This is a genomic window from Streptacidiphilus sp. EB103A (assembly GCF_041261405.1).
Classification (GTDB): domain Bacteria; phylum Actinomycetota; class Actinomycetes; order Streptomycetales; family Streptomycetaceae; genus Streptacidiphilus.
In genome coordinates this window covers 254447-270349 of record NZ_JBGCAQ010000003.1, presented here as the reverse complement: position 1 = coordinate 270349, position 15903 = coordinate 254447, and the positions used below count along the sequence as shown (strand labels likewise).

Here is a 15903-nt window from a genome sequence, read left to right as displayed (position 1 = left end):
GGGGTATCGGGCAGGTGTCCGGCATGCCTAGCATCGGCGTCGAGACGCAGGTCGGAGCGGTTGTCAGGTTGTGGGGTGCGTGGTGCGGAGGCCTACGGGGCCGGTGGGGCTGTTGGGGTCGGTGGGACGGCTGGGATCGTTCCGACCCTGGCTGATAGCCGGGACGGCGGTCGCCCTCGCGGCCGTCAGCGGGTGCGGTGGCTCCGCGCCGAAGCAGGGCGCCGCCACGGACGCCGACTATCCCGGCCTTCCGCACACCACCGTGCAGGTGTCGCCGGGGAGCTGCGGGACCGGGTGGACCAAGCCGCAGGCGGGTCTGCAGGTCTTCGAGGTGTCCAACACCGGCAGCACCCCCGCGGACGCCTATCTGAAGAATCCGTCCACGGGCGCGGTCATGGGCGAGATCGAGGGGCTCGGCCCCGGCACCTCCCGCCCGATGCTGGTGCGACTGACGGCCGGGACGTACGCGTTCTCCTGTCTGCCGCAGGACACCGACACCATCACCGGCCCTACCGTGGTGGTCTCCGGTGGCGACGGGGCGAGCACCCCGGCCGTGGTCCCGGTGACCCAGCAGGACCTGATCCCGCCGACGCTGGCGTACCAGAAGTGGGTGGCCGCCCAACTCCCGGCGCTGATCACCGCGGTGCAGGCGGTGCAGGCCGCGGTCGACAGCGGTGACACCGCCGCCGCCGAGCGGGCCTGGCTCCCGGCGCATCTGGACTACGAGCGCCTCGGCGCCGCGTACGGGACCTTCGGCGACCTGGACGGCAGCATCAACGGCACCACCAAGGGCCTGCCGGGCGGGCTGACCGACCCCGGCTTCACCGGCTTCCACCGGCTGGAGTACGGCCTGTGGCACGGCCAGTCGGCGGCCTCGCTGCGCCCGGTCGCGGCGCAGCTGACCAAGGACGTCGAGCAGCTCAGGTCGGACTGGGCGAAGGCGCAGATGAATCCGCTGGATCTGGGGCTGCGGGCGCACGAGATCGTGGAGAACACCATCCAGTTCGAGCTGACGGCGCGGACCGACTACGGCAGCGGTTCGAATCTGGCGACGGCGCAGGCGAATCTGCAGGGCACGGCGGAGTCGTTGGCGCTGCTGCGACCGCTGCTGGTGCCCCGGATGCCGTCGCTGCCGGCGATCGACGCGGCGATGAAGGCGGCGTCGAACGAGGTGTCGGCGCTGGGCTCGGTGCCGCTGTCGAAGCTGTCGACGGCGCAGCGCGAGCAGCTGAATGCGGTGTTCGGTGGGTTGGTGACGGAGTTGGCGCCGGTGGCGGCTGTGTGCGATGTGCGGAGGTCGTCGTGAGCGGCGGATCGAGGGGCGGGTCGGGGCAGGTGGACCGGCGGTCGGTGCTCAGGGGCGCGGTCGCGGCGGGGGCGGCGGGCGCCGCCGCGGTGGGGCTGTCGGGGGCGGCGGCGTCGCCCTCAGCCGCTCCCGCCGGTACGACCGAGCCGGCCGAGCCGGCCGACGGCGTCTACCCCTTCCACGGGCTCCATCAGAGCGGCGTACTGACGCCCAAGCAGCGCTGTGCCGCCTTTGTGGCGTTCGACGTGACGGCGAAGGACCGGGCCGGTCTGTCGGCGCTGCTGACGACCCTGACCCAGCGGGTGCGGTTCCTGATGGCGGGCGGAGTCCCGGAGCCGCTGGGCATCAGTGCTCCGCCGTCGGATTCGGGCGTGCTGGGCCCGGTGGTGCCGGCGGACGGTCTGACGGTGACGCTGGCGGTGGGGTCGTCGCTGTTCGACGGCCGGTTCGGGCTGTCGGCGCGGAAGCCGAAGCGGCTGCGCCCGATGGAGTCCTTCCCGGACGACGACCTGGACGCGGCCTGGTGCCAGGGCGATCTGCTGCTGCAGCTGGGGGCGGACAACGCGGACACGGTGGCGCACGCCCTGCGCGACCTGGCCCAGCACACCCGCGGGGCGATGCAGGTGCGCTGGCGGATCGACGGCTTCTCGTCGCCGCCGCGGCCGACGGGCACGCCGCGCAACCTGCTGGGCTTCCGGGACGGTACGGCGAACCCGGACGTGGCGGACGCCCGGACCATGGACCAGGTGGTGTGGGTGGGCGCCGCCCAGGGCGAGCCGGCCTGGGCGCAGGGCGGCTCGTATCTGGCGGTGCGGCTGATCAGGATGCTGGTGGAGTTCTGGGACCGGGTGTCGTTGAACGAGCAGGAGCGCATGTTCGGCCGGGCCAAGGTCTCCGGGGCTCCGCTGGACGGCCAGGTGGAGACGGACGCGCCCCGCTACTCGGCGGATCCGACCGGTGACGTGATCCCGATGGACAGCCATATGCGGTTGGCGAATCCGCGTACGGCGGGTTCGGACGCGCTGCGAATGCTGCGCCGCGGCTTCAACTACGACCGGGGCACGGACAGCAACGGCAATCTGGACATGGGGCTGGTGTTCTGCTCGTTCCAGCAGGATCTGGACCGTCAGTTCGTGGCTGTGCAGAAGAAGTTGGCGGGTGAGCCGCTGGTGGACTACATCACGCCGTTCGGCGGCGGGTACTTCTTCGTGCTGCCCGGGGTGCGTGATGCGAACGATGCCTTCGGTAGCGAACTGACGCTCTGAAAGGACTGTCACCCGTGTGCGTTCCTGTGGATACTGTTGCGGTCTACGCGCACTGACTCACCGTCTTCTCATGTCGCGTTCATACTCCGGTCACCTCCGGTCACGCAGCCGGACGTGCGTGCGGCGGAGGATGCGGGGCGAACGGACTCGGCCTTGACTTCATGTTCTTATGTCCTGCGGAGGGACTGGTTATGGCGATAGTGGCTGGTGGCAGGAGGGGCGCCCGTTGGGCGGCCCTCGCGGGTGCAGCAGCGTTGGTGGCGGCGGCGGGGACCTCTCCGGCATGGGCAGGGAGCGTCAGCAGCGACCACGGGAATGGCGGCGGTCCGACCCATGTGTCGACAACGACCCCGGTCAAGCACCTTGTCGTGATCTATGACGAGAACGTCTCCTTCGACCACTACTTCGGTACGTACCCGAAGGCGGCGAACACGGACGGCACGACGTTCACGGCCGCGAAGAAGACCCCGAAGAAGATCAACAACCTGACCAACTCGGGTCTGCTGACGACCAACCCGAACCTGTACGCGCCGCAGCGGCTCAGCTCCGCGCAGGCTATGACGTGCGACCAGAACCACAACTACGGCCCGGAGCAGCTGGCCTACAACGGCGGCCTGGCCAACCTCTTCGTCCAGAAGACGGACCACGACACCTGCTCCGGCGGCCTCTACGCGGCGCCCGGTCTGGGCATGGACTACTACGACGGCAACACCGTCACCGCGCTGTGGAACTACGCGCAGAACTACACCCTGAGCGACAACTCGTACAGCAACACCTACGGTCCCTCGACCCCGGGTGCGCTGAACCTGATCGCCGGTCAGACCCACGGTGTGATCTCGGTGAGCGGGACGGGCAGCACCACCAACCCGGTGCAGACCTCGACTCCGGACACCTACGCGGTGCACTCGCCGAACGCCCAGGGCGTGGGCACGATCATCGGTGACCCGGACCCGGCGTACGACGACTGCTCGAACGGCGACCACACCAGCACCAACGCGCTGGCGGAGATGACCGGCACCAACGTCGGCGACCTGCTGAACAAGAAGAACGTCACCTGGGGCTGGTTCCAGGGCGGCTTCACCCCGAGCACCGCCTACACCGGTGCCGCCGGCACCTACGCCGCCTGCAAGGGCACCACCCACACCAACCTCGGTGGCGCGGCGGTCGAGGACTACAGCGCGCACCACAACCCGTTCGCGTACTACGCCTCGACGTCCAACCCGCACCACACGCTGCCGGCCAGCCTCAACGAGATCGGCCACAACGGGCAGGCGAACCACAACTACGACCTGTCGTACTTCGACCAGGCCGTGGCCGCGGACAAGCTGCCCGCGGTGAGCTTCCTCAAGGCGGCCGAGTACCAGGACGGCCACGCGGGCTACTCCGACCCGACCGACGAGCAGAACTTCCTCGTCAAGGAGATCAACGCGCTGCAGAAGTCGCCGGAGTGGTCCTCGACCGCGGTCGTGGTCGCCTACGACGACTCGGACGGCTGGTACGACCACGTCTACCACACGCCGACCAACGGCTCGGCGGACCCGGCGCAGGACGCCGCGGCGTGCACGGCTGCCGCTGCCGCAGCCAAGACCGCTCCGCTGGGCGGCTACGCGGACCGCTGCGGCCCGGGCCCGCGTCAGCCGCTGCTGGTGATCTCGCCCTACGCGAAGACCAACCACATCGACCACACCTTCACCACGCAGGCTTCGGTCACCAGGTTCATCGAGGACAACTGGAAGACCGGCCGCCTCGGCGACGCGTCCTTCGACGCCACGGCGGGGTCGCTGAACTCGGCGTTCGACTTCTGGGACCCGAACAACAAGCAGGTGCTGCTGAACGCGAACGGGTCGGTGGCGTCGGTGACGCCCATTCACTGCCGCGATGACAGTGACACGGTGACCAGCTTCGCCGTGACCAACACGGCCTCCACCAGCTCGACGGGTTCCGATTCGGCGCTGGTGTCGGCGGGGCTGGGCGCTGCGGCCCTGGCTGCGGTCGGCACCGGGTTCACCATGTCGCGTCGGAACCGGAAGCAGCGGGCGGCTAAGGTCTGATCCGGACCTGAACCGTCCGGGGGGGGTTGCTGTTCGCGCGCGCTTTAATCAAGCACAGCCCCGCGCCCCTGGGGGTGACAACACGGCGGCACCTGCCTCTCTACCTTGGTCGGGGACGAGAGGCAGGTGCCTTTGTTGTTCTCCGCGTGCGATCCGGCGGCGCTGGCGGGGACGCGGTGGAGCAGATCCCGGGGGGTGTGGCTTCCGGGACCACCGGGGCGACTCCAGATTGAGCCGCCCCGGAATTCCTTGGGACCGTCAGACGGTGACCGGGCGGTCCGTGGGGCGGATCGGGGCCGGCAGGGTGGAGGGGCGGCCCGAGAGGTAGCTGTCGACGGCCTTGGCGGCGGAGCGGCCCTCGGCGATGGCCCAGACGATCAGCGACTGGCCGCGGCCCGCGTCGCCGGCCACGAAGACGCCGTCGACGTTGGTGGCGAACGTGCCGTCGCGGCCGACGTTGCCGCGGGCGTCCAGGTCGACGCCGAGCTGCTCGACCAGGCCGTTCTGGACGTCGGTGCCGGTGAAGCCCATGGCGAGGGTGACCAGCTGGGCCGGGATGGAGCGCTCGGTGCCCGGGACGGGCTCGAACCGGCCGGCCTTGAACTCGACCTCGACCAGGTGCAGTTCCTGGACGTTGCCGTCCTCGTCGCCGGTGAAGTGGGTGGTGTTGACCGCGTAGACGCGGTCGCCGCCCTCCTCGTGGGCCGAGGTGACCTTGTAGGTCATCGGCATGGTCGGCCAGGGCTGGTTGGCCGGGCGGTCGTCGCTGGGGCGGGGCATGATCTCCAGCTGGGTGACCGAGGCCGCGCCCTGGCGCAGCGCGGTGCCGAGGCAGTCCGCGCCGGTGTCGCCGCCGCCGATGACGATGACGTGCTTGCCCTTGGCGCTGATCGGGGAGTCGACGTAGTCGCCCTCCTGCACCTTGTTGGACAGCGGCAGGTACTCCATCGCCTGGTGGATGCCGTTGAGCTCGCGGCCGGGGACGGGCAGGTCGCGGGCGGTGGTGGCGCCGGCGGCGACGACGACCGCGTCGAAGCGCTCGCGCAGCTGGCGGCCGGTGACGTCGACGCCGACCTCGACGCCGGTGCGGAACCGGGTGCCTTCGGCGCGCATCTGCTCGACGCGCCGGTTGACGTGCCGCTTCTCCATCTTGAACTCGGGGATGCCGTAGCGCAGCAGGCCGCCGATGCGGTCGGCGCGCTCGTACACGACCACGGTGTGGCCGGCCCGGGTGAGCTGCTGGGCGGCGGCGAGTCCGGCGGGGCCTGAGCCGACGACGGCGACGGTCTTGCCGGAGAGGCGCTCGGGCGGCTGCGGGGCGACGCCGCCGTTGTCCCACGCCTTGTCGATGATGGTGACCTCGACGTTCTTGATGGTCACCGGGTCCTGGTTGATGCCCAGGACGCAGGCCGACTCGCAGGGCGCGGGGCACAGCCGCCCGGTGAACTCCGGGAAGTTGTTGGTGGCGTGCAGGCGCTCGATGGCGCCGTTCCAGTCGTCCCGGTAGGCCAGGTCGTTCCACTCGGGGATGAGGTTCCCCAGCGGGCAGCCGTTGTGGCAGAACGGGATGCCGCAGTCCATGCAGCGGCCGGCCTGCTTGGTGATGATGGGCAGGAGGCTGCGTTCGACGTAGACCTCGTTCCAGTCCTTGATGCGGACGTCGACGGGGCGGCGCTCGGCGAGTTGCTTGGGCGTGGTGAGGAAGCCCTTGGGGTCAGCCACGGTTGGCAGCCTCCATCATCTTCGCGGTGGTCGCGGACTCGGAGAGCCCGTCTCGCTCGGCGGCGTCCTTGGCGGCGAGCACGGCCTTGTAGTCACGGGGCATGATCTTGGAGAAGCGGGAGACGCCGCCGCCCCAGTCGGCGAGGAGTTCGGCGGCCACGGTGGAGCCGGTCTCCTCGTAGTGCTGCTGGACGGTGTCCCGCAGCCATTCGCGGTCGGCCGCGTCGGGGGCCTCGATGCCCACCATGCCGGTGTTGACGTTGTTGGGTCGCATGTCCAGGACGTAGGCGATGCCGCCGGACATGCCGGCTGCGAGGTTGCGCCCGGTCTCGCCGAGGATGACGACCCGTCCGCCGGTCATGTACTCCAGGCCGTGGTCGCCCACGCCCTCGACGACCAGGGTGGCGCCGGAGTTGCGGACGGCGAAGCGCTCGCCGGCCTTGCCGCGCAGGTGGATCCGGCCCGCGGTGGCGCCGTAGCCGATGGTGTTGCCGGCGATGACGTGCGCCTGGGCGTCGGCGCCGATGGCGGCGGCGTCCCGGGCCGGGCGGACGATGACGACGCCGCCGGACAGGCCCTTGCCGACGTAGTCGTTGGCGTCGCCCTCCAGCCGCAGCGTGATGCCGCGCGGGACGAAGGCGCCGAAGGACTGTCCGGCCGAGCCGTTGAAGGTGATGTCGATGGTGCCCTCGGGCAGGCCCTCGCTCTTGTACCGCTTGGTCACCTCATGGCCGAGCATGGTGCCGACGGTGCGGTTGACGTTGCGGATCGGGACCTGGGCGCGGACCGCCTCGCCGTGCAGCAGGGCCTGTTCGGCCAGCTCGATGAGCTGGTTGTCGAGGGCCTTGTCCAGGGCGTGGTCCTGCTCGGTGGTGCGGTGCAGCGCGGTGCCCTCGGGCAGCGCGGGCACGTGCAGCAGCGGTGCGATGTCGAGACCGTTGGCCTTCCAGTGGTCGACGGCCTTGGTGGCGTCGATCAGCTCGGCGTGGCCGACGGCCTCTTCGAGGGTGCGGAAACCCAGCTCGGCGAGGATCTCGCGGACCTCCTCGGCGATGAACTCGAAGAAGTTCACCACGAACTCGGGCTTGCCGCTGAAGCGCTCGCGCAGCACCGGGTTCTGGGTGGCGACGCCGACCGGACAGGTGTCCAGGTGGCAGACCCGCATCATGATGCAGCCGGAGACGACCAGGGGTGCGGTGGCGAAACCGAACTCCTCGGCGCCGAGCAGCGCGGCGATGACCACGTCGCGGCCGGTCTTGAGCTGGCCGTCGGTCTGCACCACGATGCGGTCGCGCAGGCCGTTGAGCAGCAGGGTCTGCTGGGTCTCGGCGAGGCCGAGCTCCCAGGGGCCGCCCGCGTGCTTGAGCGAGGTGAGCGGGGAGGCGCCGGTGCCGCCGTCGTGGCCAGAGACCAGGACGACGTCCGCGTGGGCCTTGCTGACGCCGGCCGCGACCGTGCCGACGCCGACCTCGGAGACCAGCTTCACATGGATGCGGGCGGCCGGGTTGGCGTTCTTGAGGTCGTGGATCAGCTGGGCGAGGTCCTCGATGGAGTAGATGTCGTGGTGCGGCGGCGGGGAGATCAGGCCCACACCGGGTGTGCTGTGCCGGGTCCTGGCCACCCAGGGGTAGACCTTGTGTCCGGGCAGCTGGCCGCCCTCGCCGGGCTTGGCGCCCTGCGCCATCTTGATCTGGATGTCGTCCGCGTTGACCAGGTACTCGCTGGTGACGCCGAAGCGGCCGGAGGCGACCTGCTTGATCGCGGAGCGGCGCTGCGGGTCGTAGAGGCGCTCGGGGTCCTCGCCGCCCTCACCGGTGTTGGACTTGCCGCCGATGCTGTTCATCGCGATGGCGAGGGTCTCGTGGGCCTCCATGGAGATGGAGCCGTAGGACATGGCGCCGGTGGAGAACCGCTTGACGATCTCGGAGACCGGCTCGACCTCGTCGATGGGGATCGCGGTGCGACCGTCGGCGAACTTGAAGAGCCCGCGGAGCGTCATCAGCCGCTCGGACTGCTCGTTCACGCGTCCGGTGTACTGCTTGAAGATGTCGTAGCGCTTGGTGCGGGTGGAGTGCTGCAGCCGGAACACCGTCTCGGGGTCGAACAGGTGCGGCTCGCCCTCGCGGCGCCACTGGTACTCGCCCCCTATCTCCAGCCGGCGGTGCGCCGGGGAGATGCCGGAGACCGGGTAGGCCTGGGCGTGGCGGGCGGCGGTCTCCTGGGCGATCTGGTCCAGGGTGACGCCGCCGAGCTTGGTGGTGGTGCCGGCGAAGTAGGTGTCCACCAGGTCCTGGGCGAGGCCGATGGCCTCGAAGACCTGGGCGCCGCGGTAGGAGGCGACGGTGGAGATGCCCATCTTGGACATCACCTTGAGGACGCCCTTGCCGAGCGCGTAGATCAGGTTGCGGATGGCCTTCTCGGGCTCGACGCCGTCCACGAAGTTGCCGAACGAGGCCATGTCCTCGACGGACTCCATGGCCAGGTACGGGTTGACCGCGCCGGCGCCGTAGCCGATGAGCAGCGCCACGTGGTGCACCTCGCGGACGTCGCCGGCCTCGACGATCAGGCCGACGTGGGTGCGCTGCTTGGTGCGGATCAGGTGGTGGTGCACGGCGGCGGTGAGCAGCAGCGACGGGATCGGCGCGTGCTCGGCGTCGGAGTGCCGGTCGGACAGCACGATGATGCGGGCGCCGTCGGCGATGGCGGCGTCGGCCTCGGCCGCTATCTCGGTGAGCCGGGCGGCCAGGGCGCTGCCGCCGCCGGAGACCTTGTAGAGGCCGGAGAGGGTGACGGCCTTGAGGCCGGGCAGATCGCCGTCGGCGTTGATGTGGACCAGCTTCGCCAGCTCGTCGTTGTCGATCACCGGGAAGGGGATGGTGACGGAGCGACAGGAGGCGGCCTCGGCGTGCAGCAGGTTGCCCTCGGGGCCGAGGTTGCTGGACAGCGAGGTGACCAGTTCCTCCCGGATGGCGTCCAGCGGCGGGTTGGTGACCTGCGCGAACAGCTGGGTGAAGTAGTCGAAGAGCAGCCGGGGCTTCTCGGAGAGCGCGGCGATGGGCGAGTCGGTGCCCATGGAGCCGAGCGGCTCGCCGCCGGTCTTGGCCATCGGCGCGAGGATGACCCGGAGCTCCTCCTCGGTGTAGCCGAAGGTCTGCTGACGGCGGGTCACCGAGGCATGGGTGTGCGCGATGTGCTCGCGGCCGGGCAGCGCGTCCAGGGTGATCGAGCCGGCGTGCAGCCACTCCTGGTAGGGGTTCTCGGCGGCGAGCTCGGCCTTGATCTCCTCGTCCTCGACGATGCGGCCGGCGGCCGTGTCGACCAGGAACATCTTGCCGGGCTGCAGCCGGCCCTTGCGGACCACCTGGTCCTGCGGGATGTCCAGCACGCCGACCTCGGAGGCGAGGACGACCAGGCCGTCCTCGGTGATCCAGTAGCGGGCCGGGCGCAGGCCGTTGCGGTCCAGGACCGCGCCGATCTGGGTGCCGTCGGAGAAGGTGACGCAGGCCGGGCCGTCCCAGGGCTCCATCAGGTTGGAGTGGAACTGGTAGAAGGCGCGGCGCTGGGGGTCCATGGTGGTGTGGTTCTCCCACGCCTCCGGGATCATCATCAGCACCGAGTGCGGCAGCGAGCGGCCGCCCAGGTGCAGCAGCTCCAGGACCTCGTCGAAGGTCGCGGTGTCGGAGTGGTCCGGGGTGCAGATCGGGAAGATCCGCTCCAGTCCCTGGCCGTTCTTGTTGGCGGGGATGACGTCGGTGGCGAGCTGGGACTCGCGGGCCGTCATCCAGTTGCGGTTGCCCCTGACCGTGTTGATCTCGCCGTTGTGGGCGATGAACCGGTACGGGTGGGCCAGCGGCCAGCTGGGGAAGGTGTTGGTGGAGAAGCGGGAGTGCACCAGGCCGATCGCGGACGCGAAGCTGCGGTCCGACAGGTCGGGGAAGAACGGCTCCAGCTGTCCGGTGGTGAGCATGCCCTTGTAGACCAGGGTGCGCGCGGACAGGGAGGGGAAGTAGACGCCGGCCTCGCGCTCGGCGCGCTTGCGCAGCACGAACGCGATGCGGTCCAGTTCCAGGCCGGTGCGGCCGCCCTCGTCGGCGACGAAGATCTGGCGGAAGCGCGGCATGACCGAGCGGGCGGTGACGCCCAGCAGGTCGGGGGTGACCGGGACGTCGCGCCAGCCCAGGACGGTCAGGCCCTCCTCGGCGGCGACGGCCTCGATGACCGCCACGGCGGCGGCGTCGGCCTCGTCCGCGTCGGGGAGGAAGGCGATGCCCACGGCGTAGGAGCCGGGGGCGGGGAGGGCGAAGTCGACCTTGCCGCGCAGGAAGGCGTCGGGGATCTGGGTGAGGATGCCCGCGCCGTCGCCGGAGTCGGGCTCGGCCCCGGTCGCCCCGCGGTGCTCGAGGTTGCGGAGAACGGTGAGTGCCTGCTCGACGATGCGGTGCTCGGCCTTGCCGGTGAGCGTCGCCACAAAGCCGACACCGCAGGCGTCGTGCTCATTGCTGGGGTCGTAAAGGCCCTGCTGAGCAGGGCGCGCGTCGGCCAGAGCCCAGTAGGGCTTCGGGGACTGCGGGGCCGCAGACAGCATCGGCTCTCCCGTCGTGTCGTCGTGTTCGGCATGGTCACAATTCACATGCGCATCCGGGACGACGCTGGCCCTCTGCGGTTTCGTGCAGGTTACATGATGCCCTGGATTCCACAAAGTGGATTCTGGAGTCCATCATGTGGACAACGCAGCAGGTCAGACCTTAGATGCGGCAAGGAACCTGGCGGCGGAACCGTCCGGCTCTCGTGGGGTGTGGAGAGCACGGACGTCCTCGCAAGTGTGCCCGAACGACAGGCGTGCGAAACAGGGGGTTCATATGTCCGCATGGTGTGAGTAACACCACCCGGACCTTCCCGGGGAGCCGCAGGTCAGCCGATGTGCGCACCGATCAGGCTGCCCAGCGCGAAGGTGATGCCGGCCGCCGCGGTGCCCAGGGCGAGCTGGCGCAGGCCGCTGAACCACCAGCTGCGGGCGGTCACCTTGCTGACCACGGCACCACAGCCGAACAGGCCGACCAGGGCCAGTCCGAGCGCGGGCAGCAGGCTGGTCGCGCCGAGCAGGTAGGGCAGCAGCGGCAGCAGCGCGCCGATGGAGAAGGCGGCGAACGAGGAGCCCGCGGCGACCAGCGGCGACGGCAGGTCCTCCGGGTCGATGCCCAGTTCCTCGCGGGCGTGCACCTCCAGGGCCCGCTCCGGGTCGGCCGTCAGCTGCTGCGCGACCTCGAAGGCCAGCCGCGGTTCGACCCCGCGCTCCACGTAGAGCTGCGCCAGCTCGGCCAGTTCCTCGCCGGGGTTCCGGCGCAGCTCCAGCCGCTCGATCTCCAGCTCCGCCTGGACCAGCTCGCGCTGCGAGGCGACCGAGGTGTACTCCCCCGCCGCCATCGAGAACGCACCCGCCGCCAGCCCGGCCAGCCCGGTCAGCACGATCGCCTGGTGCCCGACATTGCCGCCGACCACGCCGGCCATCAGTGCGAAGTTGGAAACCAGCCCGTCCATCGCCCCGAACACAGCCGGACGCAGCCAGCCACCGTTGACGTCGCGGTGGGTGTGCGCATACGCCTCGGCGGTCGCGGCTATGGACTCGGCGGTGGGAACGGTGGACGGGGCGGGGGCATCAATAGGTGCTGCGGTAGTGGTCACGTCACTAAAACTAGACGGTGTCCAAGTTTTGTTCCAGCAAGGCAGTACTGCCTTACCGCCGCCCTGACCTGCAAGGTTAGCCTTGCCTTCGGACGTAGAAGGCGCGCCGGACCTGCCGCAGCCAGGCGTCTGCGGCAGCCTCGTCCGGGTTCTGCGGCAGCACCCCGGGGCCGCGCAGCACCGACTCGGCGTGGGCCAGCAGCGGCTGGGCGCGCTCGGGCTGCTCCGCGATCCGCTCACCGAGACGGCGCACCTCGTCCGGGTCCGGCAGCCGGACCGTCAGCCGGCCGGTGGTGTGCAGTTCCTCCGCCTGGCGCAGCAGCCGCACCAGGTGGCGGGCGTGCTTGGCCGCGCGGGCGGCCTGCTCCGGGTCGCGGGTCTGCAGCTTGCGGAACTGCTGGGTGGCATAGCCGAGGTAGGCGTTGCGGACGCCGTGCTCGGACAGCAGCGATCCGCGCAGGCCGATCAGCTCCTCCCCCAGCGGGGTACGGACGTCGTACTCCTCCAGCCAGAGGATCTCACTGGCCGTCGGATTGCTGGAGAGGATCAGCCGCACAGCCTTCCCAGCCTCGTGGAAGGTCCTGTCCGGGTCCGTCGACACCACGGACTCCCGGGGGCTGCGCAGCCCCAGCAGCTCCTCGGTGGGCGCGGCGAACATCCCGAGCACATCGACGTCGGAACCCGGGTGCGCGAGCCCGTAGGCGGTCGAGCCGACAACGCCGGCCAGCAGCACGTTCATGTCCCCACCCTGCCGGGGTCGCACCGCCGTCGGCCACCGGTTTTACGCCCGGCTGTAGGGGTGCCAGCCGTGGGTGTCGATGGTGAAGTCCATGGGGGCAGGCATCTTGAGCGGCTGTCCGAAAACTCCGTTCGAGGTCTCGACGTAGCGGCTGCCGTCCAGTTCGAGGACGTGCCATGCGGCGTCGTTGGGGTCGACGATCACATAGACGGGAATGCCGGCCGCCGCGTAGGCGAGGCGTTTGTCCTCCCAGTCGCGCTTGATGGCGGCCCGGGTCGTGGAGACCGTCTCGACGACGGCGAGCAGGATCTGGGCCGACCAGTCGTCCATGGTCAGTGGGGTGTCCTCGGCACGGACGACGACCGCATCGGCGCGGGGCCGGTAGTCGTCGGCGAGGAAGACCCCGCGCTCCGACCATGCGGCGAAGGGCTCGGGGGTCTGCCGGACGAAGGCGCGGCCGGGCAGGTCGTGGATGGAGCCGGGGTTGGCCTGCACGACGAGTTCGCCGTCGAGCAGTTCGACGTAGAGCCCGGCCGGGACCTCCAGGTCGTGCCAGGCCTGGACGAGCCGGTTGCTAGGGGTGGTGGGTTCGTGCGCCATGTCCGCACGGTACCAAGCATGGCCCGTGGGCGCGGGTGATGCCGCCACGCCAGCGGTGGACGGCGGGGCCGTCGCAGTCGCCGCCCACCAGGGCGGCCTGCTGCGACGGTCCCGCTGACCCCTACTTGTGGACTCAGCCGGACGCGCTGGGCGAGGCGTTCGGCGAGACCAGGGCGGCGGAGGCCGATGCCGGCACCGACGCGGGGGTCTTGCCCTTGTTGGCGGCGTCGACCCACTTGATCAGGTTGGCCGTACTGATCTGCTCCCCGTTGTAGGTGGGGTAGGCCGAGGTGCCGTTGAGCAGGATGGTCGGCGTCGAGGTGTAGCCGGACTTGTCGAAGTCCTTCTGCACCGCGGTGACCCAGGCGCCGAAGCTGTTGTTGTTCACGCAGGACTCAAAGGTGGGCGTGTCCAGCCCGGGGACCTGCTTGGCGAGGGTGATCAGCTTGGACTTGTCCGCCCAGGCGTCGTCGGTCTCATCCGGCTGGTTGGCGTAGAGCACGTCGTGGTAGCCGTGGAACTTGCCGACGTTCTGCGCGCAGGCGACGGCGTTGGCGGCGTTCTTCGATCCGGAGCCGTTGTCGTGGCGGTCGATGAAGGACACCACGTGGTACTGCACCTGGATCTTGCCCTGGGCCATCAGCTGGTTGACCGTGGTGTGGAAGCTCTTCTCGTAGGAGCCGCACGCCGGGCAGCGCAGGTCCTCGTAGACCGTCAGCGTGGACGGAGCAGCCGTCGAACCCACCGGAATGATCAGCTTGCTGCTGCCGACGGTCCCGGCCGGGGCCTGCGTGGCGGCGTCGTACGAGCTGGTGCGGCCGTTCTGCACCAGCACGCCGATCACCACGGCCACCACGATCACGGCGAGCACCGTGCCGATGATGCCGAACTTGCGGATCCGCTTGGCCTTGGCCTCCTGGGCGGCGCGCTCCTCCTGCATACGTTCGCGCGCGGTGCGCTTGGCTTCACTGCTGTTCTTCTGGGTCATCGCTGCTTCATCACCAAATATCCGGGGACAAGTTGAACTACTGCGGTGCGGTGGGTCAGTCCAGGGCGAGCGTGACGTCCAGCGAGACCCAGGTGCGGGGCCACCTGACCAGCCATCCGGCCAGCAGCAGGAAGCCGAGGTCGCGGAGGATCTCCTGGAGGTACGCGGTGTGCGAGGCGCTCACCGCGCCGCCGCCGCCGAAGCAGCCGCAGTCGATGGAGATCCCGCGCGCCCAGACCGAGGCGATGGAGCCGATGTAGACCAGCAGCAGCAGTCCCGAGAGGGCAGCCGCGACCCGGGTGCCGAGGCCGACCAGCAGCAGCACGGCCAGCGCGATCTCCAGGAAGGGCAGGCCGTAGCCGAACGGTTTCACCAGGGCCTCCGGCAGCAGCCGGTAGGCGCGCACGGCCTGCGCCGCGGCCTCCGGGTCGGAGATCTTGGCCAGCCCCGCCCAGGCCCAGACGACCGCGAGCCCGAGCCGCGCGGCCGTACCGATTCCGATGACGGCCGCGCCGGAGCGCTTCCGTGCTTCCTGCTTCCCACCCACCCGGGCCATCTGATCCGTGGCCATCCGGCATCGCCTCCCTGCGATTTGACTGTTCAGTGCGGTCAGTACTGCTCCGCAGCCGCCTTCTGCGCGGCCGCGTGCGCGACGAAGGCGCCCAGCGCCTTGGGGTCGCTGAGCAGCTCGTGCTGCGCGCCGAGGTCGACCTCGCTGCCGTCCAGCAGCATCGAGGGCGTCCCGAAGCGGACGTGTGCGTCGTTGTAGGCGGTCTGCGCCGCGTTGACCCAGTCCCGGTACCAGACCGTGCGGACCTCGGTGTCGAAGGCCGGACCGCGCAGGTGGGGCACCGAGCCGGCGATGGCCAGCAGGCGCGGGACGGTGAAGCCGTCCACGTACTCGTCCGGCTGGTTGGCGAAGAGCAGCGCGTGGAACAGCGGGAAGGTGCCCCGGGAGAGGGCGGCCCTGGCCGCGTTGGTGGCGAGCAGCCCGCCGGGGCCGGGCAGCCGCTGGTCCAGCGAGAACTCCATGACGTAGCGGAGCAGCACCTGGTGGCGGGCGGCCAGGCCGGCCAGCTCGGCGCCCTGTCGGCGCTCGAAGTCACGGGTCGAGGAGCAGCGGAAGTCCTCGAAGAGGGTGAGCACGACCGGCGCGTCGGCATAGCCGACGTCGATGCCGGCGCCGTCCGGGGCGAGGCGTGCGGGCAGGCCGCTGAGGATCTTCCGCTGAGGGACGTCGGCGATCAGGGCGGGGCGCTGGACGCTCCTGCTGACGGTGAGGGTGAGGGCGTCGCTGCTGCGGTCGTAGCCGGTCTGCTCGGCGACGAACCGCTGCCGGCCGCCGTCGGACAGGGCCTTGCCCACGCTGGCCTCGCCGCCCACGGCCACGGCCAGCGCCACAGCGGCGACGGCCGCACGGGTCACCCGGGCACGGGTGGAAGCAGCCACGGTGGACCTCCTCTGATCGCGGTCGTGCATGCGAGCACGGGCGGCGCCAAAAGGAGCCACCTGCCGGATCATCAACGAGGAGGACACCACGGGGGATACGC

The 15903-nt window shown here is 70.3% G+C and carries 11 protein-coding genes; 3 read left to right on the top strand and 8 right to left on the bottom strand.

Annotated features, from left to right (window positions below):
- Positions 1-103: 103 nt before the first annotated feature.
- The 3 genes from ABH941_RS06405 (at position 104) to ABH941_RS06395 (ending at position 4622) form a co-directional block, all read left to right on the top strand.
- Entirely contained in the window at positions 104-1306 is a 1203-nt protein-coding gene (locus ABH941_RS06405; protein WP_370127597.1) for an EfeM/EfeO family lipoprotein, read from the top strand.
- Complete coding sequence (gene efeB / locus ABH941_RS06400; protein ID WP_370127596.1) at positions 1303-2571, top strand: iron uptake transporter deferrochelatase/peroxidase subunit; 1269 nt, start codon at positions 1303-1305, stop codon at positions 2569-2571. The genes ABH941_RS06405 and efeB overlap by 4 nt, the downstream gene beginning before the upstream one ends.
- Before the next feature lie 191 nt (positions 2572-2762).
- Positions 2763-4622, top strand: coding sequence for a phospholipase C (locus ABH941_RS06395; protein WP_370127595.1), 1860 nt, complete (start codon positions 2763-2765; stop codon positions 4620-4622).
- Positions 4623-4880: 258 nt separating this feature from the next.
- On the opposite strand, the gene ABH941_RS06390 is transcribed toward ABH941_RS06395, so the two are convergent.
- The 8 genes from ABH941_RS06390 to ABH941_RS06355 form a co-directional block, all read right to left on the bottom strand.
- Positions 4881-6344 carry a glutamate synthase subunit beta gene (locus tag ABH941_RS06390; protein WP_370127594.1) on the bottom strand — a complete coding sequence of 488 codons (1464 nt, stop codon included), beginning with the start codon at positions 6342-6344 and terminating at the stop codon, positions 4881-4883.
- Positions 6337-10929, bottom strand: coding sequence for a glutamate synthase large subunit (gene gltB, locus ABH941_RS06385; RefSeq protein ID WP_370127592.1), 4593 nt, complete (start codon positions 10927-10929; stop codon positions 6337-6339). Before gltB ends, ABH941_RS06390 begins: the two co-directional genes overlap by 8 nt.
- 326 nt (positions 10930-11255) lie before the next feature.
- The gene (locus ABH941_RS06380) at positions 11256-11963 is read right to left on the bottom strand and encodes a VIT1/CCC1 transporter family protein (RefSeq protein ID WP_370127755.1); all 708 of its coding nucleotides are present in this window, start codon (positions 11961-11963) and stop codon (positions 11256-11258) included.
- A gap of 139 nt (positions 11964-12102) precedes the next feature.
- Positions 12103-12765 (bottom strand): DNA polymerase beta superfamily protein, encoded by a 663-nt coding sequence (locus ABH941_RS06375; protein WP_370127591.1) that lies wholly within the window; start codon positions 12763-12765, stop codon positions 12103-12105.
- Between the two features lie 42 nt (positions 12766-12807).
- A complete protein-coding gene (locus tag ABH941_RS06370) occupies positions 12808-13365 on the bottom strand; it encodes a Uma2 family endonuclease (protein WP_370127590.1) in 558 nt (185 codons plus the stop codon).
- A 133-nt stretch (positions 13366-13498) separates the two neighbouring features.
- The gene (locus tag ABH941_RS06365; RefSeq protein WP_370127589.1) at positions 13499-14353 is read right to left on the bottom strand and encodes a DsbA family protein; all 855 of its coding nucleotides are present in this window, start codon (positions 14351-14353) and stop codon (positions 13499-13501) included.
- 55 nt (positions 14354-14408) lie between these two features.
- Complete coding sequence (locus ABH941_RS06360; protein WP_370127588.1) at positions 14409-14924, bottom strand: MauE/DoxX family redox-associated membrane protein; 516 nt, start codon at positions 14922-14924, stop codon at positions 14409-14411.
- 38 nt (positions 14925-14962) lie between these two features.
- Entirely contained in the window at positions 14963-15802 is an 840-nt protein-coding gene (locus tag ABH941_RS06355; protein WP_370127587.1) for a DsbA family protein, read from the bottom strand.
- Between the last annotated feature and the right edge of the window lie 101 nt (positions 15803-15903).